The 25,024-nt window shown below is 67.4% G+C and carries 22 protein-coding genes; 12 read left to right on the top strand and 10 right to left on the bottom strand.

Annotation, left to right across the window (positions count from 1 at the left end; translation table 11 throughout):
* Positions 1–190: 190 nt before the first annotated feature.
* Positions 191–1,435 carry an aminotransferase class V-fold PLP-dependent enzyme gene (locus AAG801_RS23580; protein WP_341890547.1) on the bottom strand — a complete coding sequence of 415 codons (1,245 nt, stop codon included), beginning with the start codon at positions 1,433–1,435 and terminating at the stop codon, positions 191–193.
* Positions 1,436–1,556: 121 nt separating this feature from the next.
* Here AAG801_RS23580 and AAG801_RS23575 point away from each other — a divergent pair, with 121 nt between their 5' ends.
* Positions 1,557–2,276 (top strand): GntR family transcriptional regulator, encoded by a 720-nt coding sequence (locus AAG801_RS23575; protein ID WP_319355259.1) that lies wholly within the window; start codon positions 1,557–1,559, stop codon positions 2,274–2,276.
* A 9-nt stretch (positions 2,277–2,285) separates the two neighbouring features.
* A complete protein-coding gene (locus AAG801_RS23570) occupies positions 2,286–5,342 on the top strand; it encodes an FAD-linked oxidase C-terminal domain-containing protein (RefSeq protein WP_341890546.1) in 3,057 nt (1,018 codons plus the stop codon).
* Positions 5,343–5,366: 24 nt separating this feature from the next.
* Here the strand turns inward: AAG801_RS23570 and AAG801_RS23565 are convergent, their stop codons facing one another.
* The 7 genes from AAG801_RS23565 to AAG801_RS23535 are packed head-to-tail and all read right to left on the bottom strand — an operon-like array spanning position 5,367 to position 12,491.
* Positions 5,367–6,968, bottom strand: a complete 1,602-nt coding sequence (locus AAG801_RS23565) for a PilC/PilY family type IV pilus protein (RefSeq protein WP_341890545.1) — start codon at positions 6,966–6,968, stop codon at positions 5,367–5,369.
* Positions 6,863–9,148, bottom strand: coding sequence for a hypothetical protein (locus tag AAG801_RS23560; RefSeq protein ID WP_341890544.1), 2,286 nt, complete (start codon positions 9,146–9,148; stop codon positions 6,863–6,865). The genes AAG801_RS23565 and AAG801_RS23560 overlap by 106 nt, the downstream gene beginning before the upstream one ends.
* Positions 9,149–9,198: 50 nt before the next feature.
* The gene (locus tag AAG801_RS23555; protein ID WP_341890543.1) at positions 9,199–9,684 is read right to left on the bottom strand and encodes a type IV pilin protein; all 486 of its coding nucleotides are present in this window, start codon (positions 9,682–9,684) and stop codon (positions 9,199–9,201) included.
* 20 nt (positions 9,685–9,704) lie between these two features.
* Positions 9,705–10,316 carry a PilX N-terminal domain-containing pilus assembly protein gene (locus AAG801_RS23550; RefSeq protein ID WP_341890542.1) on the bottom strand — a complete coding sequence of 204 codons (612 nt, stop codon included), beginning with the start codon at positions 10,314–10,316 and terminating at the stop codon, positions 9,705–9,707.
* A complete protein-coding gene (locus AAG801_RS23545; RefSeq protein WP_341890541.1) occupies positions 10,313–11,320 on the bottom strand; it encodes a PilW family protein in 1,008 nt (335 codons plus the stop codon). The genes AAG801_RS23550 and AAG801_RS23545 overlap by 4 nt, the downstream gene beginning before the upstream one ends.
* Positions 11,317–11,892 carry a type IV pilus modification protein PilV gene (pilV, locus tag AAG801_RS23540; protein ID WP_341890540.1) on the bottom strand — a complete coding sequence of 192 codons (576 nt, stop codon included), beginning with the start codon at positions 11,890–11,892 and terminating at the stop codon, positions 11,317–11,319. Before pilV ends, AAG801_RS23545 begins: the two co-directional genes overlap by 4 nt.
* The gene (locus AAG801_RS23535) at positions 11,889–12,491 is read right to left on the bottom strand and encodes a GspH/FimT family pseudopilin (protein WP_341890539.1); all 603 of its coding nucleotides are present in this window, start codon (positions 12,489–12,491) and stop codon (positions 11,889–11,891) included. Before AAG801_RS23535 ends, pilV begins: the two co-directional genes overlap by 4 nt.
* 251 nt (positions 12,492–12,742) lie before the next feature.
* On the opposite strand from AAG801_RS23535, the gene AAG801_RS23530 reads away from it, so the two are divergent.
* Positions 12,743–13,300, top strand: a complete 558-nt coding sequence (locus AAG801_RS23530; protein ID WP_341890548.1) for a methylated-DNA--[protein]-cysteine S-methyltransferase — start codon at positions 12,743–12,745, stop codon at positions 13,298–13,300.
* Between the two features lie 10 nt (positions 13,301–13,310).
* Here AAG801_RS23530 and AAG801_RS23525 read toward each other — a convergent pair whose 3' ends face one another.
* Both AAG801_RS23525 and AAG801_RS23520 read right to left on the bottom strand, forming a co-directional pair.
* The gene (locus AAG801_RS23525) at positions 13,311–14,531 is read right to left on the bottom strand and encodes an MFS transporter (protein WP_341890538.1); all 1,221 of its coding nucleotides are present in this window, start codon (positions 14,529–14,531) and stop codon (positions 13,311–13,313) included.
* Positions 14,532–14,609: 78 nt separating this feature from the next.
* A complete protein-coding gene (locus tag AAG801_RS23520) occupies positions 14,610–15,491 on the bottom strand; it encodes a LysR substrate-binding domain-containing protein (protein ID WP_341890537.1) in 882 nt (293 codons plus the stop codon).
* A 153-nt stretch (positions 15,492–15,644) separates the two neighbouring features.
* Between AAG801_RS23520 and AAG801_RS23515 the strand changes: the two genes are divergently transcribed.
* The 9 genes from AAG801_RS23515 to AAG801_RS23475 all read left to right on the top strand — a co-directional run.
* A complete protein-coding gene (locus AAG801_RS23515; RefSeq protein WP_341890536.1) occupies positions 15,645–16,757 on the top strand; it encodes an MFS transporter in 1,113 nt (370 codons plus the stop codon).
* Positions 16,754–17,365 (top strand): pyridoxamine 5'-phosphate oxidase family protein, encoded by a 612-nt coding sequence (locus tag AAG801_RS23510; protein WP_341890535.1) that lies wholly within the window; start codon positions 16,754–16,756, stop codon positions 17,363–17,365. The genes AAG801_RS23515 and AAG801_RS23510 overlap by 4 nt, the downstream gene beginning before the upstream one ends.
* Before the next feature lie 99 nt (positions 17,366–17,464).
* Entirely contained in the window at positions 17,465–18,682 is a 1,218-nt protein-coding gene (locus AAG801_RS23505) for a multidrug effflux MFS transporter (RefSeq protein WP_341890534.1), read from the top strand.
* 1 nt (position 18,683) lies between these two features.
* A complete protein-coding gene (locus AAG801_RS23500) occupies positions 18,684–20,117 on the top strand; it encodes an MFS transporter (protein ID WP_341890533.1) in 1,434 nt (477 codons plus the stop codon).
* 20 nt (positions 20,118–20,137) lie between these two features.
* Positions 20,138–20,794, top strand: a complete 657-nt coding sequence (locus AAG801_RS23495; protein WP_341890532.1) for a paraquat-inducible protein A — start codon at positions 20,138–20,140, stop codon at positions 20,792–20,794.
* A complete protein-coding gene (locus tag AAG801_RS23490) occupies positions 20,791–21,534 on the top strand; it encodes a paraquat-inducible protein A (protein ID WP_341890531.1) in 744 nt (247 codons plus the stop codon). The genes AAG801_RS23495 and AAG801_RS23490 overlap by 4 nt, the downstream gene beginning before the upstream one ends.
* Positions 21,531–23,192, top strand: coding sequence for an MlaD family protein (locus AAG801_RS23485; RefSeq protein ID WP_101491561.1), 1,662 nt, complete (start codon positions 21,531–21,533; stop codon positions 23,190–23,192). Before AAG801_RS23490 ends, AAG801_RS23485 begins: the two co-directional genes overlap by 4 nt.
* Positions 23,189–23,818 carry a PqiC family protein gene (locus AAG801_RS23480; protein WP_341890530.1) on the top strand — a complete coding sequence of 210 codons (630 nt, stop codon included), beginning with the start codon at positions 23,189–23,191 and terminating at the stop codon, positions 23,816–23,818. The genes AAG801_RS23485 and AAG801_RS23480 overlap by 4 nt, the downstream gene beginning before the upstream one ends.
* A 161-nt stretch (positions 23,819–23,979) precedes the next feature.
* A partial coding sequence (locus tag AAG801_RS23475; RefSeq protein ID WP_341890529.1) for an MFS transporter occupies positions 23,980–25,024 on the top strand: 1,045 nt, incomplete at its 3' end.

The following is a 25,024-nucleotide window of genomic DNA, read 5'->3' as shown; positions in this document are numbered from 1 at the left end:
GGGTACGCCCAGCGTGGCGGCCGCACCGGCGGCGGCCTGGATCAGGGAACGTCTTTGCATCTTCTTTGTCTCCGTCGGTTGGGGAATCCGATGCGTGCCGGGAGCCGCTTGCGCGGGCCCGGCAGGGTGGGGGGCCGCCGCATCGTTCGAGCGATGCGCTGCGGCCGGTGTGAGGTTCTGCGCGCCCGGCTCAGGCTGCTTTTTGCAGGCCGACCGGTGCGGCCTGGTGGCTCGCGAAATAGTCCATCGCCGCCTGCACGCCGCTGCCCGCCAGCTTGATGCCGCTGAGCTTCATGCCCATCTCGACACCCGCGACCATCGCCACGAGCGTCAGGTCGTTGCTGTCGCCCAGGTGGCCCATGCGGAACATGCGGCCCTTGAGCTTGCCCAGGCCGGTGCCCAATGAAAGGTCGAAGCGCTGGTGGATGAGGCGGCGCACGGCGTCGGCGTCGATGCCTTCGGGCGTGATCACGCCGGTGAGCACGGGCGAGTACACGGCCGGGTCGGCGCACTGGATCGGCAGGCCCCAGGTGTTGACCGCGGCGCGCACGCCGGCGGCCCAGCGCTGGTGGCGCGCGAACACGTTGTCCAGGCCTTCGCCGAGGATCATGTCGAGCGATTCCGACAGGCCGTAGAGCAGGTTGGTGTTCGGCGTGTAGGGCCAATAGCCGTCCTTGTTCATCTCGACGATCTCGTCCCAGGCCCAGAAGGCCTTGGGCAGCTTGGCGTGCTTCGCAGTTTCGAGGGCGCGCGGCGAGAGCGCGTTGAAGCTGATACCGGGCGGGAGCATCAGGCCCTTTTGCGAACCGCTCACGCACACGTCGACACCCCATTCGTCATGGCGATAGTCCGCACTGGCCAGGCCCGAGATGCTGTCGACCAGCAGCAGGGCGGGGTGGCCGGCGGCATCGATGGCCTTGCGCACCGAGGCGATGTCGGAGGTGGCGCCGGTGGAGGTCTCGTTGTGCACCACGCACACGGCTTTGATCTTCTTCTCGGTGTCCTTGCGCAGGCGCGCCTCGATGAGCTCGGCCTGCACGCCGCGGCGCCAGCCGGGCGCGTTGGGCAGGTGGGCGTCGGTGCCGGTGTAGGCCAGGAACTCCGTCGACAGGCCCAGGCGCGTGGCCATCTTCTGCCAGAGCGACGCGAAGTGGCCGGTCTCGTACATGAGCACGTGGTCGCCGGGGCTGAGCGTGTTGGCGAGGGCGGCTTCCCATGCACCGGTGCCCGACGCGGGATAGATCGCGACCGGGTGCTTCGTCTTGAAGATCTCCTTGATGCCGCCGAGCACCTTCAAACCCAGCGTGCCGAACTCGGGCCCGCGGTGGTCGATGGTGGGCAGGCTCATGGCCCGCAGGATGCGGTCGGGCACCGGGCTGGGGCCGGGAATCTGGAGGAAGTGACGGCCGGTGGGATGGATGTCGAGTTGCAGCATGGGCTCTCCTTTTGCAGCTAGTTTTGCATTCAAAATGCATTTATGTATGATGGTTTACACCTATCAACCAAGGTTGTGGCGGCTATTTTTTGCATTCAAAATGCAAGTAAGGGAACACCACATGACCGCTGAAATCATCGAAATCTCCAGGCTGGCCTTGCATGACCAGGTCGCGTCGCGCCTGCGCACCATGCTGGTCGAAGGGCGCATTGCACCGGGCGCCAAGCTCAACGAACGCGAGCTGTGCCTGCAGCTGAACGTGTCGCGCACGCCGCTGCGCGAAGCCATCAAATTGCTCGCGGCCGAAGGGCTGGTCGACCTGCTGCCCAACCGCGGCGCGGTGGCGGTGAAGCTCACCGAGGCCGACGTGCTCAACACCTTCGAGGTGCTGGCGATGCTCGAGGGTATGTCGGGCGAGCTGGCGGCCAAGCGCATCACCGACGAAGAACTGGCCGAGGTGCGCGCGCTGCACTACGAAATGATGGCCTGCTTCGCGCGCCGCGACCTGTCGGGCTACTACCGCCTGAATGCGCGCATCCACACGGCCATCAACGACGCGGCGGCGAATCCGGTGCTGTCGAACACCTACCGCTCGATCAACGCCCGCGTGCAGTCGCTGCGCTTTCGCACCAACCAGGACGAGACCAAGTGGCAGCACGCGGTCGAGGAGCACGAGCAGATGGTGCAGGCGCTGGCCGCGCGCGACGCGCAGGCCATGCGCAAGGTGCTCACGGCGCACGTGCTGCGCAAGCGCGACACCGTGCTGGAGCTGCTGCGCGCCGGCCAGATCTATCCCGCTGCCAAGAGCAAGAGCAAGACCACGAGCAACAACGCGAGCTAAGCACCCACCATGCGCATCGACCCCGCCAGCCACATGCAGCCAGCCGGAACCGTTCTTCCGCCCAACGACACCTGCGAACTGCTGGCGCGCCGGCTGCGCACCGACACGCAGGGCGAGGTGCTGTTCGACGACGGCTCGCGCGGGCGCTACGCCACCGACGCGTCGATCTACCAGATCACGCCGGTCGGCGCCTTCGTGCCGACGAACGAGCGCGACATTGCCACCTCCATCGACATCGCCCGCGACCTGAAGGTGCCGGTGCTCGCGCGCGGCGGCGGCACCAGCCAGTGCGGCCAGACCACGGGCGCGGCGCTGGTGATCGACAACAGCAAGCACTTTCGCAAGGTGCTCGATGTGAACGTGGAAGAGGGCACCGCAACGGTCGAGCCGGGCCTGGTGCTCGACCACCTGAACGCGCAGCTCAAGCCGCACGGGCTCTGGTACCCGGTCGACGTGTCGACCAGCGCGCAGGCCACGCTGGGCGGCATGGCGGGCAACAACTCCTGCGGCTCACGCTCCATTGCTTACGGCAACATGGTGCACAACGTGCTGGGCGCGAGCGCGTGGCTGTCGAGTGGCGAGCTGGTCGAGTTCGGTCCGGTCGGCACGCTCGGCGCGCGCGCGGCCGGCATTGCGCAGTTCGTGCACGGGCTGGCGCAGGAGCATCGCGACGCCATGGCGCAGCACTGGCCCAAGGTGATGCGCCGCGTGGCGGGCTACAACCTGGACATCTTCGACAACCAGAGCGAGCGGCCCTACACCGCCGACGGCAGCGTGAACCTCGCGCACCTGCTGATCGGCGCCGAAGGCACGCTGGCCTACACGCGCAGCCTGAAGCTCAAGCTCGCACCGCTGCCGCGCGCCAAGGTGCTGGGCATCGTGAACTTCCCGACCTTCCATGCGGCCATGGACGCGGCGCAACACATCGTGAAGCTCAGGCCGACCGCGGTGGAGCTGGTCGATCGCACGATGATCGAGCTGAGCCTGGCCAACCCGGCCTTCAAGCCGACGGTGGAAACGGCGCTGATCGGCAAGCCGGCCGCCATCCTGCTGGTCGAGTTCTCGGGCGCCGACAAGACCGCGCTGCTGCCGCAGCTGAAGCAGCTGGTCGAGCTGATGGGCGACCTCGGCTTGCCCGGCAGCGTGGTCGAGATGGCCGACGACGCGCGGCAGAAGAACCTGTGGGAAGTGCGCAAGGCCGGCCTCAACATCATGATGAGCCTCAAGGGCGACGGCAAACCCGTGAGCTTCATCGAAGACTGCGCCGTGCCGCTCGAACATCTGGCCGAATACACCGACGGGCTGACCGAGGTGTTCGCGAAGTACGGCAGCCGCGGCACCTGGTACGCGCATGCCTCGGTCGGCACGCTGCATGTGCGGCCGATTCTCGACATGCGCGCCGACGGCGGCGCCAAGATGCGCGCCATTGCCGAAGAGGCCAGCGCGCTGGTGCGCAAGTACAAGGGCGCGTTCAGCGGCGAGCACGGCGACGGGCTGTGCCGCGGCGAATGGATCGAATGGCAGTTCGGGCCGGCGATCAACGAGGCCTTTCGCGCAATCAAGCAGCAGCTCGACCCGATCGGGCTGTTCAACCCCGGAAAGATCATCGACCCGCCGCGCATGGACGACGGCGCGCTGTTCCGCTTTGCGCCGCCGACGGCGCCCAAGCCCTACCGCCGCATCGAACTGAAGCCGGTGCTCGACTGGTCGGGCTGGAACGTCAACGCCGACCCCGTGACCGAGCTGACCACCGCGCCCGGCACCGGCGGCGACAGCACCGGTGGCCTCGCGAAGGCCGTCGAGATGTGCAACAACAACGGCCACTGCCGCAAGTTCGACGCCGGCACCATGTGCCCGAGCTACCGCGTGACGCGCGACGAACAGCACCTGACGCGCGGCCGCGCCAACACGCTGCGCCTGGCGCTGTCGGGCCAGCTCGGCGCCGACGCCTTCACCAGCGAGGCCATGCACGACACCATGGACCTGTGCGTCGGTTGCAAGGGCTGCAAGCGCGACTGCCCGACGGGTGTCGACATGGCGAAGATGAAGATCGAGTTTCTCGACCACTACAAGAAGCGCCACGGCCACACGCTGAAAGACAAGCTGGTCGCCTACATGCCCGACTACGCGCACCGCGCCAGCCGCATGCCGTGGCTGCTGAACCTGCGCAACCGCGTGCCGGGCGCGGCATGGCTGGGCGAGAAGATGCTGGGCTTTTCAGCGAAGCGCTCGCTGCCCGAATGGCGCACCGACACCTTTTGGCGCGGCAAGGACACGGTCGCGGCGGGCTTGTTTTCTGACCAGGCCTCGGTGCTGGCTGCGGCAGCGCGCGGCGAGAAGGTCGCTGTGCTGTTCGTCGACACCTTCAACGGCACCTTCGAAAGCGAGAACGTCTTTGCCGCGGCGCGCGTGCTGCACGCCGCAGGCTATGCGCTGCACACGGTGGAGAAGGGCGGCGGGCACCACTGCTGCGGCCGGACCTTCCTGGCCAGCGGCATGGTGGACGAAGCCAAGGTGCGCGCCGGGGCGCTGATCGACGCGCTGCTGCCGCTGGCGCAGGCGGGCGTTCCCATCGTCGGGCTCGAGCCCTCGTGCCTGCTCACGCTGCGTGACGAAACGCTGGTGATGGGCTTCGGCGACAAGGCGCAAGTCGTCGCGAAGCAGGCGCTGCTGTTCGAGGAGTTCATCGCACGCGAACGCAAGGCCGGCCGCTTCGAACTCGCATTGAAGCCGGCTACCGCGCCGATCCTGCTGCACGGCCACTGCCACCAGAAGGCCTTCGGCGCGGTGACTCCGATCATGGAGGTGCTGAAGCTGATTCCGGGCGCCGAGCCCGAGCTGATCGAGAGCTCATGCTGCGGCATGGCCGGCAGCTTCGGCTACGAGGCGAGCCACTTCGAGGTGTCGATGCAGATGGCCGAGGCGAGCCTGCTGCCCACCATCCGCGCCAGGCCCGACGCGATCGTGGTGGCGGACGGCACGAGCTGCAGACACCAGATCGGCGATGGGGCGCAGCGGGAGGCGGTGCATGTGGCGGTGCTGCTGGCGCGGCACATGGTGCTCTGACGCTGCTGAGGTTTTCTTCGGAACTCAGAAGGGCGGTGAGACCACCTGGCGCCAGCTGCGGCGCCAGCTCCGGGCGGGGCAGCCGTCGCCGGCTTTCTGCGTGCCGCCCACACCGGTGAGGAAGCCGGTTTCGTTGGTGCAACTGGTCCTGGGCTTGCCGTCGGGATGGCCTTCGTTGGGCTGGCCGACCATGTTGCGCGAGTTCACGTTGCCGCGCGTGAAGCCGCCGCCGGAGATCGAGACGACCGCGTACGCGTCGAAGCTGCCGTTGCCATCGACGTCGAAGGAGTTCTTGTTCTTGCCGGTGAGGGCGTCGAGCACGTAGATGTTGTTGGGCAGGCTGCCTGTGGCGGTGCAGGACTCGATGCCCTGCTTTTTGTCTTCCGGCAGGAAGGACGAGATGATCACGCTGCTGCCCAGGTTGGCCAGGTCGCCGACCACGCGCTCGCCGTTGAGCATGGCGCCGGGGTGCGTGATGGTGCCGAGGTTCAGCAGCCATCCCTTTTTGGTTTTCCAGTCGACGGCGTTCGAGCTGAGCTGGTAGAAGTTCTTCCCGTCTTCGAGGCCCGCACCAAGCTTGGCCACGGGAGTGATGGTTTGCGCCATGAGGTTCGAAGTGGTGAGCGGGACGACCCCCGCCTTGTCATCGCCGCCGATCGGTGTCTGGTCCCAGATGCCGTAGAGGGCCTGCCTCGTGGCTGGCATGGTCAGATCGTCTTCATCCAGCAGGATGCCTGTGCCGATCACCACGATGGCGCCGCACGATGAGGTGGCGCTGTAGGTGCACGTACTGCCATCACCAGGGTGAACCTGCCATGCGGGCGCAGCGTAGATCGGTCGCTTCTTGCCCTCCGGCGTGGTGAACAGCAGCCGGGGAGCGGACACTGTGAGCTTGGCGCTTCGCAGATCGAAACGCCACAAGTTGCCGTTGGCGTCGCCGGCATAGGCCGCCACGATGCGGCGGGTGGTGTCCCGCACCGCGACCACGCCGCCCAGGCCGCGGTTGCCACCGGCCGCATCGCCGCCGAAGCCTGTCGGGAGTTGAATGAATTTCTTGAGCTTGCCGGTGAGCGCCTCCACAACGTACAGGCCGACCTTCTTGGTTTCCGGATAGTGACCGTTGCCCGTCAGCATCACCCAGGTTCCGTCGTCCAGTTGACCCGCGGCGGGGTTGTTGGTGATGTGGGCGAGGTTGAGGTAGTCCTTGTGCTTGTTGTCCACTTCCCAGAGGAAGTGGTCCTGGGTCGGCTTTCGGTTGGTGGTGTCCAAAGGCGACTCCAGCCCGTACATGAAGGGGCCTGCGCGCCCGCCCGTGCCGACCACCAGTTGGCGCCAGGTGCCCTTCTTGTGGGCCGGGGTGATGCCATCCTTGTCGTACACATCCTGTTCGACCAGCGGACCGTCCAGCGTGTAGCGGAAGCGGAAGTTCGGGTTGGCGAGATCGATCTGTGAAGCCATCGCGCCCTTGGGCATGAATGCAGCGAGTTCGATGCCGGCCGTGGGGGCATCTTTGGCTGCATTCAGCACATGGACCATGCCATTGTTTGTGGCTGCAAAGATGGTGGGAGGCTGCGTGGTCTTGAACGTCTTGTAGTTGGCATAGTCGACGCCCTTGCCGTCGACCAAGCTGGTGGAGCCATAGCCCATATCGAAGCGCCCCCCACGAATATCGGTGGCGAGTTGACCGAGGCGCCGATGGGCTGCTTGCGCAGCCGGTAGACCGTGCCGCCGACATCTTTTTGCGCGTTGTCTCCCAGGAGGTAGCGGACGAAGCTCTCGTCGGTGGCTTGTCGCTTGTCGGCATTCAGCAGCGCCTGGAAATCGGGCGGTAGTTTGTCCAGTCTCGTGTTGTAGGTCAGCACTGTGCGCAGGCCGCTGCCAAGCATATTGGTGTCGTAAGTCGACAAGCCAAAGATCGTCCGCTCGTTCGCAGGCGGCATCTTGGCATTGGCCGACCAGACCGGCTTCGGTTTCCCCGCCTCCACGAACTTGTCGCCACCGTCGGCATTCAGTTCGAACGCCTTGATATCGCCGCTGTTGTCCGCTGTCTGGTATTCGGTCGTGTACTTGTACTGGCCTTCCAGCGTCTGAAACTCATTGCTGTTGCCTGACACCGCCACGCCCGCGTCGTTGCCGGAACCCGCCATGCTGCTCAAGGCGTTGTCGAGGGCGCGGCGCACGTCGTCGCCCGAATACACGCTGTAGGCACGACCGCCGCCGGTGAAGCCGGCATGGATGAAGTCGTCGACGCGCCGGGCATCGTCCGAACCTGCGCTGCCTGAATTCAGATTGCCGGTCGCCCATTGCGGCGGAGCCGCTGGATTGCCAGCGAGCCAATCGCTGTTGTACTTTTCGATCTGGCTCCAATTCAATCCACTGCCTTTGCCTTCTCCTGACGGCGTCAGGCCCCAGCCGATGGTGAACGTGGTCATGTTCTGCCAGAACGTGGGGTTGTGCTGGCCTTCCATGGTGGGAACATCGTTGGCCAGAGTACTGGAGAAATCCGTGTGCCAGAAGTAGCGAGCAGTCAGGTCGGCGAAGCCGTTGCTGCCGCCACCACCAGGGTAGGGAACGTAGCGATTTCTGGCGCTCAGCTTTTGAGCTAGAGCCGGACTGTCGTAGCCAGGAGCGCCTTTCGGGTCGTATTGAAATCTGGCGGTATTTCCGGATGGCTTGCCGTCGAAGTTGATGCTCCCGGTGCTGGCGGTGTAGCGCGTATCGGTGCCTTCTGTGGTGCCTGGGTTCCACGCGCCATCGGACAGCACAATGGCGTAGGCGCGTCGGCAGCTCAGCTCGCCACTCGTTAGGTCATTGGGATCGTTCTTCCAGGGGCTGGTCAACCAGGACGCCGTGTAGGCAGTGGTTCCGCTGCCGGCGTAGTAGTTGGCCGCGAGCACCAGGGCGTGGTGGCTTGGCGTTCCTCCGTTGGGTTCAAGGCCGTAGATCCAGTCATAGAACCTGGTCTTCCACTTTCTCCCGGCAATCGATACATCGTCCTTGAAGTAATTGACGCCGCTAATGATCTTCTCTGCGGCTTTTCCGTCGCGGTTGTATTGAACATAGCCGACCCTGAACTTGTTATCGTAGCTTTGCATTGCGAGTCCCAAAGCCGTGCTGACGGCGAGGGAGCGAGTGCTGTACCACTCATACCAGTTGACGATATTGCGGTGCTCCAGCACGGCTGTGCATTTTGTGACGTTCGTCCCGCAATCCGTCCGCTTGTTCCCGATGGGCAGGTCGATGGTGCCAGTGCCCGGTGGGTCGTTGATGGTGACCACTGTTCTGTTGGCTGGTTCGGAGCAGTCATTGCTCTTGCACTGAACGTAGATGAATTTCCGTTGATAGCCTGCATCGGTATCGTGAATCGGCCTCTTGTAGGTGGAGCTTTGGTTGTCGACGAAAGGGATCGAATTCCCTTTTTCCGTGCCGTCAGGATTGACTCTGGCGAGGTATCTGATGGCCGGGTTGTAGTACTGCGTGTTCACGCTGCTGGATCGCATGGCATACCAGCCGTACCCACCATTCTTGTTTCCGCAATCCTTCTCTCCATCGACCTTGCATTTGTCGTCGACCGCGTACCCGTCCTGAGCTTCCAAGTCCATCGACCCCGAGTTGTCCAACACGAACATCAGGTTGGGCTTGGCGCCGGGCACTGCGTTGTACAGCGGGGTCTGGCTCGGCGTCGTGGCCGCATGCGCGTTGCCGAGGGGCAGAAGGGCTGCGCTCCATGCGGCAGTGAAACCGATGAAGATTCGGCGCGCGCGCGCGGCCTTGGCGGGAGCAAGAAGCGAGTGCGCAGCGGTCATGCGGTCTTCCCTGTCGGTTGGAAATAAGAAGTTCATGGGGCGTGTTCGATTCATTTCCAGCAGTCCGCAGCCGTGAGGTTCGGTGCGTCGGCCACGCCCTTCACACCCAGCCCGCTCAGGGTCAGCGTGCCGCACCGGTCGCTGCTCATGCTGCCGGTGCGGGTGGCCTTGAGCGTGTAGCGGGGCGGGGTGTCTTGCGCGAAGACGGCGATCGTGTAGTTCGCACCGCCGGACCGGGGTGACTGCTGCAGGCCGTCGGGCAGCAGGCTCTTGGCGCCTTTCTTCTGCTCGGTTTCCTGGGTGGTGTCGTCAGCGGCCGCGGTGTAACGGTCGTTGGCCGAGTAGTAGCGCTGCATGAACTGTGCAGCCTCCATCAGCACGCCCTGGGCCTCGACGCGTTTGGAGCGGCGCACGTACTCCTGGTAGTTCGGCATCGCGATGGCCGCGAGGATCGCGACGATCGCGACGACGACCATGACTTCGATCAGCGTGAAGCCGCGGCGGGAGTGCGAGAAAGCGGAGCGTGGGTTTGTCATGGCGATGAAGAGGCAAGAAGTCATTTGTCGCGCGTCAGCACGGACTGCAGCCATGCTTCCGCGCCCCGGGTGGCTTTACCCGTCGCGTCGTCGAACTTGGCGTTGTTGGCAAAGCCCCGGGCCGTGATCAGGTAGCCGGTCAGTTGGGGCGTCGAGGTGGTTGCTATCCTCTGAATGAGGCAGCGCGGTGCGATCTCCAGTTGCACGGCGTCGACCTCGGTGCCGCTGGACTTCTTGTTGAAGAAGGAGGGCGGGACCTTGATGGCCTTTGCGTCCGACCAACTGGTGCTGTCACGCCATTTGGCCTTGAGGTCGAACTCCGAGCCGATTGTGGTCGCGACGATCTTTGCGCGCATGCCGGTGGCACCGTTCTCTGTGTAGTCCTTGCCATCGCCGTCGAAGATGGCCACCTGCTCGCAGAAGCGCAGCGCCGTCTCTGCGGCCTCGCGTGCGACCTCGGTGGAACGAATGCCGTTCACGCTGCGTTCGCTCTGCGTGGCATTGCGGATCGCGAAGGTGCCCAGCAGCGACAGGATCACGACCAGGACCAGCGTGACGACGAGCACCACGCCGCGCTCGCGCGAGTTGACGCCGGTGCGGTGCGCAGAAGAACGAGAGGAGGTCATGTTCATGGCGCGATCACCCGGTTGCGCAGCAGGACGGTGGTGGTGTAGGTCCTGCGCAGGTAGCCGTCGGTGCCGGTCGCGTCCGCGTTGTCGCATTGCTTGTAGGCCATGCCGCCTTCGGGCACGTCGCGCACAGGTCGTTCACTGCGCATCTGCAGGCAGACACGAACGCTCAGTACGCGGCCCCATCGGTCTTCGGTGGGATCGGGCAGAACGCCGCTGCTGCCCAGGCCATCCACACCAGCGGCATCCAGGTAGCTGACGATCTGATGCCGCAGGGGGTCGTAGATGGCGGCCAGCTCGAGGCTGGGGCGGGTGGCCACGCCGTACAGGATTCGCATGCTTTCCACGTTGGCGAGCAGCGGCTGCGAGACGCCGAAGGCGTTGGCATCGTCGCCATTCTTTTCCATGCCGAGGCAGGACAGCGCGGGCTGTGTGCTCGCGTTGGTCACCAGATAACGGTTGTCGGCCAGCGCGTAGTTCCCCGGTGGCAACGCCCCCGGTGCTGGCGTGGGAGGCGGGTTCACTTGCGAGGGCGTCAAGGGGTGGATGCCGTTGCCCAGACAGTTCGTTGCCAGTGTCGCGTCCTCGGCCTGGGACGCTGTGTTGTCGGTGGTGGCTTCGTAGCGGATGGCGATAGCGTCGCTGCTTCCAGCCTTGCACGAGAGCTTGTCGAAGGCGACATCGGTGTCCTCGAATCCGCCGGTGCAGCCGCGCACTGCCAGACCTGCGTAGTTGCCCATCACCGTGGCACCGTTGCTCGGGATGAGCTGTTGCGAATAGCCGGCCTGCTTGAGCTGCTGCTGGATCAGGTTGAGTGCGAGGATGCCGTCCTCATTCAGTTGCGTCTCGAGCTCCGACAGCTGGCTGCTGCGGCTGGAGGTCGCGAACACAGACAGGGCCGCGGCCAGGATCACCAGCCCGATCGTCAACGCGACCATCAGTTCGATCAGCGTGAAGCCGCTGTTCAGATGGCGCATGCGGCCAGAAGGAATGGAGGTGGCGCTCATAGCGTGATCCGGAAGTACATGCAGTTCACCGAAGCCCCCGTTGCGATGTTGGCGCCGGTGGGGCAGGCCTGCAGCAACTGTTCCTTGCGCCCGAAGCCGGTGCCTTCCTCGATGGCGCTCCAGATCAGCCAGATGTTCAACACGCGCGTGTCGGTCAACTCCGTCGTGACGTAGGCCGTACCGCCTGGCAGGCGATTCGCGACATTGGTGAGCCACTGCGCAAGGTCGTAGCGGGCGATGGTCGCGCCGCAGGTGTTGACCGGGTCGGCGGGAACGGAGGTTTTGACTTCGCAGACGTCCGGCGCTGCTGTGGGATCTTTGGCTGCAGCCTTGCGCACGCTGGCGTTGTAGGCCTTGGCGTTGGCGTAGCTGGAAAAGCCGACGAGGTTGGCGCGGGCGCGCTCCGCATAGTCGGTCACCAGGCTCAGCCCGGTGGCGCGCATGCGCGAGAACTGGTTGTACTTGAGGGCCGCCGAGGTCAACCCTGCCATGCCGAACAGGGCGATGGCCAGGATGACGATGGCCACCAGCACCTCGATGAGGGTGGCGCCTTGCTGGATCTGGGGCTTCATTCTTTCTTGCCCGAACAATCGACGCCATCGGCCGCATGGCGGATGCGCCCGGGCTTGCTGATGCAGAGCGTCCTGCGCGCCCACGGGGTTGTGCTGGCCGTCTCGAAGCCGAAGGCATCGAACTTGATGCCGGTGGCTCCGGAGTTCGTCAGGCCATTGGGGAGGAAGACGAAGCGAGCGGCATTCAACGTGATCTTCGCGATGCCCGGTAGTGCGTCTTGCCGCAGCAGCAGCTCGTCGCCCTCCGACAGCGAATCGGCCGACTTCGGGTCGCGGTCGTTCTTGACGAACACGATCCAGCCTGCGGCGAGGTCCTTGTCGCCCGCGGCGGTTTCGCACGCCGCTGCGGCACCGGGCGCCAACTGGCAGACAACGACTGGCCGCGCACGCGCGATGGCCTCGGTGCGCGCAATGCGCAGGGAACCCGTCAGCGCATTGACAGCATTGGCGAGCCGCCATTGCACGATGAAGCGCGACATCGACGGTGCAGCCAGCCCGATAAGAATCGCCAGGATCGCGATCGTGACCATCAGCTCGACGGCCGTCAGTCCGCGCTGGTCGCGCAGCCCCGCCGGCCGCGAAGAATCGCGTCGCCTCATGTGCATCTCCTCCCTGTTGTTTTGGAATTTCAGCCGACAACTTCTGGGCGCGAGACTAGCGGCCGATGCATAGGTCCGACAACGGCTTGCCGACGTTCGGTCCGTTCGAAACGATGAGCGGAAACGCCTCGAAGCGTCGAGTGAAAGTCTGGTATTTCGGGGTGTTTGGCCGGTACTTTTTCTCTTCTGCGAAAGAGGGCTTCGGGCGCGTGCCCGCGCCTAGTTCTTCAACCTTGAATCACAATGCTTCGATGACTGCCGCATCCACTTCCGAATCCGGCTTCGCCTTGTTCCCGACCGCCATCGGCGCCTGTGCGCTGGCGTGGGGGCCGCAGGGTCTGGTCGGTGTGCAACTGCCTGAAGAGCGGGGCGAGGCCGCGACGCGTGCGCGCATGCATCGGCGCTTTCCTGATCTGGAAGAAGCGCCACCGTCGGAGCGCGCGCAACAGGCCATCGAGGGCGTGCAAGCGCTGCTCGAAGGCGCGACCGATGACCTGTGCGATATCGAACTCGACATGCGCGGCGTGTCCGAATTCCACCAGCGCGTCTATGCGATCGCGCGGCGCATTCCGCCGGGGCAGACGCGCACCTACGGCGAGGTGGCCGAAGAGCTGGGTGACAAGGGCCTCTCGCGCGCGGTCGGTCAGGCCATGGGCCACAACCCCTTCGCGCCGGTCGTGCCGTGCCACCGCGTGCTGGCCGCGGGCAACAAGCCGGGCGGCTTCTCGGCGGGCGGCGGCGCGCTGACCAAGCTGCGCATGCTCGACATCGAAGGCGCCACTCCGAGCGGGACGCGATCGCTGTTCTGAACGGGAGTGCTCAGGCCGCCGGCACCGGCAGGCGGTGCAGCCCCGCGATGCGCGAGCCGAAGATGATCGCGGCCTGCAGCACAAAGCCCGCGAGCGCCAGCAGCAGGCAGGCGGGCTCGCCCCACATCGCGCCGACCACGCCGCCGAGCGCTGCACCGACGGGGCGAGCGCCCGCGTTCACCGTCAGGAACACCGCCGACACCCGGCCCAGCATCGCCGAGGCCGTCACGCTCTGGCGCAGCGTGGTCGAGGTGATGACCCAGACCATCGGACCCGCGCCGAACAGGAAGAACGAGAGCGCGGCCAGCGAGGCGCTCGGCACGAGGAGCGTGGCCGCCATCGTCGCGGCAGCGGCCACCGCCACCGCCGGCCCGACCTGGATCGCGCGCCCGAACGGCAGCCGCGCCGTCACGCGCGAGGTCAGCAGCGCGCCGACGACCATGCCCGCGCCGTACATCGCGAGCGTGAAGCCGACGGCCTGTGCGCCGAGGCCGAGCACGCGCACGGCATAAGGCACATAGCCCGCCTGCAGCACGAACCACGAGATGTTGAAGACCGCGCCGGTCATCAGCATGGGCCGCAGGAACGCGTGTTGCCAGACAAAGCGCGCGCCGTCATGCACGTCGCGCAGCGGATGGCGTGACGGGGCCGCGGGGCGGGGCGCTTCGTTCAAACGCAGCAACAGGCCGACGGCCGCCACCGACAGCACCGCCGCCAGCACGAAGGCCGACGAGGCCCCGGCCCACGCGACGAGCGCGCCCGCAAGCGCAGGCCCCGCTGTGAAGGCCGCACTGCGCGCCAACTCCAGCCGCCCGTTGGCGAGCGCCAGCGCGTCGCGCGGCACGAGGGCCGGCACCAGCGCGGGCGCCGCAACGCTGAAGCCCACGGTGCCGACCGCGCCGAGGAACCCGAGCACGGCCAGCCCGCCGATGCCGAGCGTCGACGACAGCACCATGCCAAGCAAGGCCAGCAGCGACACGGCGCGCAGCCCCTCGGCCCACACCATCAAGCGGCGGCGTGACATGCGGTCCGCGAGCAGCCCCATCGGCAGCGAGACCAGGAGGAAGGGCAGCGTCTGCACCGCTGCCAGAAAACCGATCTCGCCGGGCCCGGCGCCGAGCGCGAGCACGGCCACCAGCGGCACGGCCGCGAGGCTCAGTTGTTCGGCGGACTGGGCCGCAAGGTTGGCCCAGGCGAGGTGGGAGAAGGAGCGGGGAAGGGGCGATGACATGTGGCAGGACACGAAGACAAAGACCGCATCGTGCGGTCCGCCTCCATCTGCCGCTGGCCGTTTACGGACGTGGAAGCCTCAGTCCGAATTCATCTGCTCGAACCACTCGGCGACGCACACCGCTTCGGGTGCCGCATCGGGCGCGAGCCCGTAGTAATAACGCTCCAGCGTCATCCGCAACGCAGGCAACGGCGACTGCAGCCGCCCCGACGCCAGGTCGTGCGCCACCAGCGAGGTCGGCGCGAGCGCGATGCCCAACCCGTCGACCGCGGCCTGCAACACGAAGTGCAGGTGATCGAACTGCAGCCGTCCGGCCGGCCGCGCGCGCGGTGCGCCGACCTGCTTCTTCCAGTCGTCCCAGTCGTCCTTGCGCGTGCGCGCCGACAGCAGCACATGCGAGGCGAGGGCGCGCAGGTCGGGCAGCGGCTGTGTCTTGAACAGCGCGGGCGCGCCGACCACCAGCACCTCGTCTTCGAGGAAGGGCCGCACCTTGATCGACGACGGCCAGCCCTCGAGGCCGCGGCGCACGGCGATGTCGAAAGTGCCGGTGGCCTGTTCGGGCATGACCGTGCTGGTGACGACCTGCGGCTCGATGTCGGGATGCCGTTCCACGAACGACGGTAACCGCGGAATCAACCAGCGCACCGCGAACGACGGCCGCACGTTGATGCGCACCGCGCGCGCCGGGCCCTGCAGCTGCAGCGCCCGCGCCGCCGCGTGGATCTGCGCGAGCGCGGGTTCGGTCTCCGCAAAGAACTGCTGGCCCTCGGGCGTCAGGGTGACCTGCCGGATGCGACGTTCGAACAGCGCCACGCCCAGGCAGGCTTCAAGGCTCTTGATCTGCCGGCTCACTGCGCTGTGCGTCACATGCAGTTCGACCGCGGCGCGCGTGAAGCTCAGGTGGCGGGCCGCCGCGACGAAGGCACGCACGGCATGAAGGGGCGGTTCGCGAAGCGGCATGCGTGCGATTTTCTCACGCATGCCGCGCGGGAATGTCGTTTGTCGGCGGGCAGTGCGAGCGGGCACGATACGGGCTCGATGTCCGCTGCACCACCGCCTTCCACCTCTGCCAATCCCGTCCGCTCCACCGCCCTGGATTCCCGCCACGCCGCCATGGCGCTCGGCCTGTCGCTGCCGGCCGATGTGGTGCTGTACCTGCTGCTGCCCATGTACGCGTCGCAGTTCGGTGTCTCGCTGGCCGAGGTCGGCCTGCTGCTGGCGGCCAACCGGCTGGTGCGCATCGCGGGCTACGGCTGGGTGGCGCGTTTTTATGCGCGCCATGGCGACCGGGCGAGTTGCACGCTGGCCGTGGTGGCTGCCGCGTGCTGCGGGCTGGGCTACGCCACGCTCTCGGGTTTCTGGGCGCTGCTGCCATTGCGGCTGACCTGGGGCCTGTGCTTTGCGGCGCTCAACCTGTCGACGCAGGCCCTGGCCACGGCCGAGCCGATTGGCGCCGCGCGGCGCAGCGGGCGTTCGCGCGCCTTCATCGCGACCGGGCCGGTGCTGGCGCTGCCGCTCGGCGCGCTGCTGGCGTACACGGTCGGGCCACGCGCGATCTTCGGCGTGCTGGCGGTGGTGTCGTTGCTCGCGCTGTTCGTCACGCGGCGGCTGCCGTCGAAGCCGCATCACAGCGCAACGCCTACGGTCGCGACGCGGCGCTTCTCGCGGCCGAATGCGCTGGACGGCTGGTCCTTCATGGAAGGGTTGGCGCTCGACGGCCTCTTCATCGTGGGCCTGTCGTACCTCGGCAAGGACCTGCTGCCCGGCGGTGCGGTGATCGTGGCCGGCGTGCTGATGGCGCTGCGCTACCTCGCGGAAATTTTCCTCGGCCCGGTGGGCGGGCGCATGGCGGAGCATTTCGGCGCCGAGCGCCTGCTCGTGAGCCTGTCGCTGGTGACGTCGCTCGCGCTCGTGGGCTTCGGCCTGGGCTGGCTGTGGAGCTGCACGGCGCTGATCGTGGTGCTGCGGGCGCTGCAGCTGCCGCTCTTGCCGCCCATCGTGGCGCGTCGCACGCCCGGGCCCGAGCGCGTGCGGGCGCTGGCGGCCCGCGCGGTCTGGCGTGACATCGGTGCAGGCGCCGGCCCCTTGCTGGCCGGCGTGCTGCTGCCCATTGCTTCGCCGCCGTGGATCTACGGCACCGCAGCGTTGCTGCTGGCGGTCGCGGCGCTGGCGTGCGTACGACGCGCCTCGGCACCGACCCCGATTCAGGAGAACATCGCCCCATGACCACCATCGACACCGTCGCGCAACTCGAAGCCCTGTTCGGCCAGCCGGGCGAGGCCTCGCTGAAGAAAGAGGTGCCGTACCTGCACCCGAGCTACCAGGCGCTGATCGCCGCATCGCCGTTCGCGGTGCTGGCGACCCTCGGCCCCGGCGGGCTCGACGCCTCGCCGCGCGGCGACGCCCCGGGCTTCGTCGCGGTGCAGGACGAGAAGACGCTGCTGCTCCCCGAGCGCCGCGGCAACAACCGCATCGACAGCCTGCGCAACATCGTGGCCGACCCGCGCGTGGCCTTGCTGTTCCTGATTCCGGGCGTGGGCGAAACGCTGCGCGTGAACGGGCGCGCACGCATCACCGTGGCGCCCGAACTGCTGGCGCGCTTCGCGGTGGAAGGGCGCGCGCCGCAGTGCGTGATCGAGATCAGCGTCGAGACCGTGTTCTTCCAGTGCGCCCGCGCGATCCAGCGTTCGAAGCTCTGGGCGCCGGTGCCGGAAGACGCGCCACGCACCGTACCGACGCCGGGCGCCATCCTTTCCGCGCTGACCGATGCGGCCTTCGACGGCGTCACCTACGACCGCGAACTGCCCGCGCGGCAGCGGTCGACGCTGTACTGAAACACGGCGCCGTACCGTCCGGTAGAACGAATGCACTAGCGGCGAAAGCCGCCGACCCCACGCCTGCACCGATTGCGAGCCTTCGCCACAATCGACCCAATGCGTTCTTCTCCGTTCTTCAAAATGGCCCTGTTGCTGGGCCTTCTCTCCGCCATCGGGCCTTTCGCGATCGACATGTACCTCCCGGCTTTGCCCGCGATCGGGCAGAGCCTGCATGCGGACATCGGCGCGGTGCAGATGAGCCTCACCGCCTTCTTCCTGTCGCTCGGCGCGGGGCAGCTGCTCTACGGCCCGATCTCCGACATGGTCGGGCGCAAGCCGCCGCTGTATGCCGGGCTGGTGCTGTTCGCGCTCGCCAGCGTGGGCTGCGCGTTGGCGACCGACATCCAGACGCTGATCGCTCTGCGCTTCGTGCAGGGCCTGGGCGCCGCCGCCGGCATGGCGATTCCGCGCGCCGTGGTGCGCGACCTGCACACCGGCACCGACGCGGCGCGGCTGATGTCGCTGCTGATCCTGGTGTTCAGCGTCTCGCCGATCCTGGCGCCGCTCGTGGGCAGCGTGGTCATCGCCTTCACCGGCTGGCGCGGCGTGTTCTGGGCCGTCACCATCGCCGCGGTGGCGGGCCTGGCCATGATGGTCAAGCTGCTCGACGAAACGCGCCCGGCCTCGGAGCGCGTCGAAAGCAGCCTGGGCAGCGCGCTGTCGGCCTATTGGCTGCTGCTGCGCGACTGGCACTACCTCGGGCTGGTGTTCATCGGCGGCTTCGCCATGGCGGGCTTCTTCACCTACCTGGCGAACTCGTCGTTCGTGATGATCGACCACTACGGCCTGTCGCCCGCCATGTACAGCGTGGCCTTCGGCGTGAATGCGGCGGCCTTCATTGCGGCCTCGCAGTTCACGGGCTCGCTGGGCGAGCGCTACGGGCTGGTCAACCTTGTCAAGTTCGGCGTGGTCTGCTGCGGCGTGGCGATGGTCGCGATGTTTGTCTACTTCGCGATGGGCGGCGACAACCTCTGGGTGTTGATCGTCCTGTACTTCATCGCCTCGGGCTTCATGGGCCTCGTGATCCCAACCACCGGCGTGCTGGCGCTCGAGATGCACGGCGCCATCGCCGGCACGGCCTCGGCGCTGCTGGGCACGCTGCAGATGCTGACCGGCGCGCTCGCGATGGCGGTGGTGGGCCTGTTCTCCAACGGCCGGCCGCTGCCGATGGTGGCAGGCATGGCCGCAGGCGCGCTCATCGCGCTGGTGCTGACCTGGCTCACGCTGGGCGGTGTGCGCTCCGAGCCGACCGAGGGCAGGGCGCAAGGCGCCTGACATGACGGCAGCCGCCACAGCCAGCGAGGCCAAGCCGCTGCCCCTCGACGGCCTGGCCGCGCCCGCGCGTGGTTGGGCGATGCTGGTCATCATCCTCGGGCTCACGGTCTCGGTGCTCGACGGCACCATCGTCAACCTCGCGTTGCCCGGCATCGCGCGCGAGCTGCAGGCCAGTCCGGCGCAGGCCATCTGGGTGGTCAACGCCTACCAGATCGCCACGCTGGTGATGCTGTTGCCGCTGGCGTCGCTCGGCGACCTCGTGGGCTACCGGCGCGTGTACCTCGTGGGCATGGCGGTGTTCACCGTGTCGTCGCTGGCCGCGACCTTCGCCAATTCGCTCGGCACGCTGATCGCGTCGCGCGCCCTCCAGGGGCTGGGCGCGGCGGGCATCATGAGCGTCAACGCGGCGCTGGTGCGGCTCACGTACCCGTCGGCGCAGCTGGGCAAGGGCATGGCGATCAACTCGCTGGTGGTCGCCACCTCGTCGGTGGCCGGGCCTTCGGTGGCGGCGGCGATCCTGTCGGTGGCGTCGTGGCCGTGGCTCTTTGCGATCAACGTGCCGCTGGGCATCGTCACCTTCGCGCTGGGCATGCGGGCGCTGCCGTTCAATCGCTCGGCGCCGGCCGCAGGCGCGCGCTTTTCGCTGGTCGACGTGACGCTCAACGTGCTGATGTTCTCGTTGGTCTTCCTCGGCGTCGATCAGCTGGGCGTGCGCGAGGGCGGGGTGCAGGCCACGGGCACGCCGTGGTTGGCATGGGCCACGCTGGGGGCGGGGCTGACTGTGGGCTTTGTCTATCTGCGGCGCCAGCGCAAGCTGGCGGTGCCACTCTTTCCCATCGACCTGCTGCGCATTCCCGTGTTCGCGCTGTCGATGGGCACCTCGGTGGCGGCGTTCTGCGCGCAGATGCTGGCCTACATCGCGCTGCCGTTTTTGCTGCTCGATGTGTACGGCCGCAGCCACATCGAGGCCGGCCTGCTCATCACCGCGTGGCCGCTGGCCATCGTGGTGATGGCGCCCATCGCCGGGCGGCTCATCGGGCGCTACCCCGACGGGCTGCTCGGCGGCATCGGCCTGGGCCTGCTGGCCGCCGGCCTTGCGCTGCTGGCGGCGCTGCCGGCGCACCCGGGCAATGCCGACATCGCCTGGCGTATGGCGCTGTGCGGCCTGGGCTTCGGCTTGTTTCAGTCGCCCAACAACCACACCATCGTGAGCTCGCCGCCCGCGCACCGAAGTGGTGCGGCCAGCGGCATGCTCGGTACGGCGCGGCTCACGGGGCAGACGCTGGGTGCCGTGGTGCTGGCGGCGGTGTTCAGCATCTGGAGCCCGCACGGCGGACATGGTCCGGTGGTGGCGCTGGTGCTGGCGGCGGGCTGTGCGGCGGTGGCTGCGGTTTTCAGCAGTCTGCGGCTGAAGACGACAAGCCCGCACGCCTGAATAAGGTAGGGTACGGCCTCATGAAGGAAGTACCTGACACCGTGGTCTGCCCGGGCTGCGACGCGGTCTACGCCCGTGCGCCGCTGGCGCCGCGCGACGTGGCCGAGTGCCCGCGCTGCGGCACCGAGCTCGACCGGCACCCGGGCGCGCAGCAGCGGCGCATCCTGCCGCTGACGGTCGCGAGCCTGATCATGTTCGCCATTGCCAACCTGTTTCCCATCGTCGAGATCGAGCTGCAGGGCCTGCGCAGCCAGACCACGCTGGCCGGCGCGGTGGTGGTGTTGAGCGCCGAGGGCATGTCGCCGGTGGCGCTGCTGGTGCTGGCCACGACCATCCTGTTTCCGCTGCTGCAGCTGTGCATCCTGGCCTACCTGCTGGTGCCGCTCGCCCGCGCGCACCGGCCCTGGGGTTTCGCGATGCTGGTGCGCATGATGCAGACGCTGCGGCCCTGGGGAATGATCGAAGTCTTTCTGCTCGGCGTGCTGGTGGCGATCGTCAAGCTGTCGAGCATGGCGACGGTGGTGCCGGGGCCCGCGCTGTGGGCCTTCGTGGCGCTCACCGTGACGCTCACGGCGGTGCTGTCGTTCAACCCCGGCGCGTTCTGGGAAATGACCTTCCGCCAGGCCGATGAGGAAGACGCCGCCACAGACGACAACACGCCGGAGGTGCGCGCATGAACGTGCGCGGGCTGCCCGCCCGCCTGGCCTCGGCCCGCCCATGGGAGGCGCAGGCCGACGACGACCATGACCACGCAAACCCGGTGCCGACGGCAGCCGGGCTCGGCTTGCACGTCTGCACGCACTGCACCGCCGTCTGGCGCGATGCGGAAGAGGGCGAGGCCTGCGCCCGCTGCGGTACCCGCCTGCACACGCGCAAGCCGCAGAGCCTGAACCGCACCTGGGCCTTCCTGATCGCGGCCTGCATCATGTACATCCCGGCCAACCTGCTGCCGGTGATGATCACGCGCACGCTGTTCGGCGCGCAGTACGACACCATCCTGAGCGGCGTCATCTACTTCTGGGTGTCGGGCGCCTGGGGGCTGGCGGCCATCGTGTTCATCGCGAGCTTCCTGGTGCCGCTGTTCAAGCTGGCGGTACTGCTCTTGCTTGTGGTGCTGGCGCAGCGGCGCAGCAACTGGCGACGGCGCGAGCGGGCCAAGCTGTATCACATCATCGAGATCATCGGACGCTGGTCGATGCTCGACGTGTTCGTCGTATCGCTCTTGACGGGGCTGGTGCAGATCCAGGGTTTTGCGGTCATCACCGCGGGCGTGGGCATCGCGGCCTTCGGCGCGGTGGTGGTGCTGACCATGCTGGCCTCGCTGAGCTTCGACCCGCGCCTGACGTGGGACGGCCCGGTGCCGCAAGCCGACGCGGACGAAATCGAATTTGAAAGCAGGGAAGAAAAAATCGCATGAGTGAAGAAGACACGCAACCGCAAGACCGTCCGGCAGCGTCGGCCCCGCCCGCGCTGCCGAAACCGAAAGTGGCGCGCCGCCGCGAGTGGCTGCCCTCGCTGATCTGGCTGATTCCCATCGTCGCCGCGCTGGTCGGCGTGACGCTGGTGGCCAAGATCCTCATGGGGCGCGGCCCCGAAATCGTGCTCACCTTCAAGACGGCCGAAGGCCTCGAAGCCGGCAAGACCGCCGTGAAATACAAGGACGTGCAGATCGGCCTGGTGCAGAGCCTGCGGCTGGCGCGCGACCGCTCGCATGTGCGCGTGCTGGTACAGCTCAACAAGGAGGCCGAGGGCTTCACCTCGGCCGACTCGCGCTTCTGGGTGGTGCGGCCACGGCTCGACACCTCGGGCATCTCGGGCCTGGGTACGCTGCTGTCGGGCGCCTACATCGGCGCCGACGCGGGCGTCGAGAAGGAAACAGCAGGCGAGTTCACCGGCCTCGAAGTGCCGCCCATCGTCACGCGTGGCGACTCGGGCCAGCAGTTTTTGCTGCGTGCGCGCGACGTGGGCTCGCTCGACGTGGGCTCGCCCGTGTACTTCCGGCGCATCAAGGTCGGACAGGTCGCGGCCTACGAGCTCGACGGCGACGGCCGCGGCGTCACGCTGCGGGTGTTCGTGAACGCGCCGTACGACAAGTTCGTCGGCATGAACACGCGCTTCTGGCCCGCCAGCGGCATCGACGCGCAACTGAGCGCCAGCGGCTTCACGCTGCGCACGCAATCGCTGGCGACCATCCTGCTCGGCGGCATCGCCTTTCAGGCGCCCGACGACGCCATGGGCCCGCTGGCCAAGGAGAACACGGCCTTCGTGCTGGCGCAGGACGAAACCTCCGCCATGAAGGAGCCCGACGGTCCTTCGCAGACGCTGCTGATGTACTTCAACCAGTCGCTGCGCGGCCTCACGCCGGGCGCGCCGGTCGACTTCCGCGGCGTGGTGCTGGGCGAGGTGAAATCCATCGGCGTCGAGTTCGACCGCGCCGAGCGCGAGTTCCGCATGCCGGTGCTGGTGCAGATCTACCCCGACCGCCTGCGCCGCCGCGAAAGCGGTGCCGGTGCGCAGGGGACGGAGTCGCGCGCGACGCAGCAGGAACGGCTGCGCTTCCTGGCCGAGAAGGGCCTGCGCGCTCAGCTGCGCAACGGCAACCTGCTGACCGGCCAGGTCTACGTGGCGCTCGACTTCTTTCCGAAGTCGCCGCCCGTCAAGATCGACCTGTCGAAGAGCCCGATCGAGCTGCCCACCATCGCCAACAGCCTGGACGAAATCCAGTCGCAGGTGCAGGAAATTGCCACCAAGCTCAACAAGGTGCCTTACGAGCAGATTGCAGGCGACCTGCGCACCACGCTGGCCACGCTCAACAAGACGCTCACCAGCACCGAGCAGACCGTGAACCGCATCAACACCGACGTGACGCCCGAGCTGGCTGCGGCCATGAAGGACGTGCGCAAGACCGTCAACTCGGCCGAACGCACGCTGGCCGACGACTCGCCGCTGCAGCAGGACATGCGCCAGACCTTGCGCGAGCTGACGCGCGCCGCGGGCTCGGTGCGCATCCTGACCGACTACCTCGAACGCCATCCCGAATCGCTGCTGCGCGGCAAACCGGACGACAAGAAATGAAGACGACGACCTTCGCTCTCGCGTGCGCCGCCGCAGCGGTGGTGGCGCTGGCTGGCTGCGCAAGCAAGCCCGACAGCTACTACACGTTGGCCGGCCCGCCCGCGCTCACCGACGCAGCGCCGCGCCTTCTCAACGCGACGTCGCCGATGTACATCGAGCTCGCGCCCATTGCTGTGCCCGAGCGGCTCGCGCGCCCGCAGATGGTGGTGCGCCGCCCGACCGGCGGCGTGCAGGTCGACGTGCTCGAGCAGCACCGCTGGGCCTCGTCGTTCGAGAACGAGCTGCGCGATGCGCTCGGCAGCGGCATTGCCGGCCGGCTCGGCGCACTCGACGTGACCCAGGGCGGCCGCCAGACCTCACAGCCCGTGTGGCGCGTCGCGGTGCAGGTGCGCCAGTTCGACCTGGTGGACGGCGGGCGCGTGGACGCCGGCTTCAGCTGGACGCTGCGCCGTTCCGACGAGGCGCGCACGGTGGTGTGCCGGCTCGATGCGGGCGAGGCCACTGGCAGCGGCATGGACGCGCTGGCGCAAGGCGCGCAGCGCGTGACGGCGACTGCTGCTGCAGCCATGGCGCGCAGCGTGAACGCGGCGCAGACGAACCCGGGCGCGACGGCGTGCGCGATCTGACGCTTTGTTTTTGTCTTTCTCCCTCCCCCTCTGGGGGAGGGCAGGGGTGGGGGCACGGCGGCGCTCGAAAAAGCATGGCGCTCAGTTGGAAGATGCCCCCATCCCAACCTTCCCCCAAAGGGGGAAGGAGCAACCCCGGCAACCCCTGAACCGGAGGCCCCATGGCACAGATCGGCAAGGCGCCCTGCGACGACACGCTGATCCTGCATGGGCCGAATCCACCCACGGAAGAGGGCGCCTGCCCCGAAGCCTCCAAACCCTGGGTGCTCGCCGCGGCCATCGTCGGCTCGAGCATGGCCTTCATCGACGGCACCGTGGTCAACGTCGCCTTGCCGGCGATCCAGTCCGACCTGCACGCCACGGCCTTTCAGGCGCAATGGGTGGTCGAGTCCTACGCCTTGCTGCTCGCGGCGCTGCTGCTGGTGGGCGGCGCGCTCGGCGACCACTACGGGCGGCGGCGCATCTTTGCCATCGGCGTTGTCGTCTTCGCCCTGTCGTCGGTCGGCTGTGCGCTCGCGGCCGACGTGCAGCAGCTCATCGCCGCACGCGCGATTCAAGGGATCGGCGGCGCGCTGCTGGTGCCGGGCAGCCTGGCGCTCATCAGCGCGTCGTTTCCCGAGAAAGAGCGCGGCAAGGCCATCGGCACCTGGTCGGGCTTCAGCGGCATCACGGCGGCGGTGGGGCCGGTGCTGGGCGGTTTTCTGGTCGATCACTTCTCGTGGATCTGGGCCTTTCTCATCAACGTGCCGATGGCGCTGCTCGTGCTGTGGATCGTGCGTCGCCACGTGCCCGAGAGCAAAGGCGCCGCGGCGCGCGGCGGGCTCGACCTGTGGGGCGCGCTGCTGGCGACCGCTGGGCTGGGCGGCATCGTCTACGCCTTCATCGAGGCGCCGACGCAGAGCTGGCGTTCGCCGGCGGTGCTCGCGGCGCTGGCCATCGGTGTCGTGGGCAGCGTGGGCTTCGTCATTGCCGAACGCCGGGCGCGCACGCCGATGCTGCCGCTGTCGCTGCTGCGCATCGGCAACTTCAGCGGCGCCAACCTGCTGACCTTGCTGCTGTATGCGGCGCTGGGCGGTGGGCTGTATTTCTTTCCGCTCAACCTGATCCAGGTGCAGGGCTACTCGGCCACGGTGGCGGGTGCGGCGCTGCTGCCGTTCATCTTCCTGATGTTCGCGCTCTCGGGCTGGGCCGGGCAGCTGGTCGATC

This window comes from Variovorax sp. YR752 (assembly GCF_943372545.1).
This window is presented reverse-complemented; position numbering and strand designations above follow the sequence as displayed.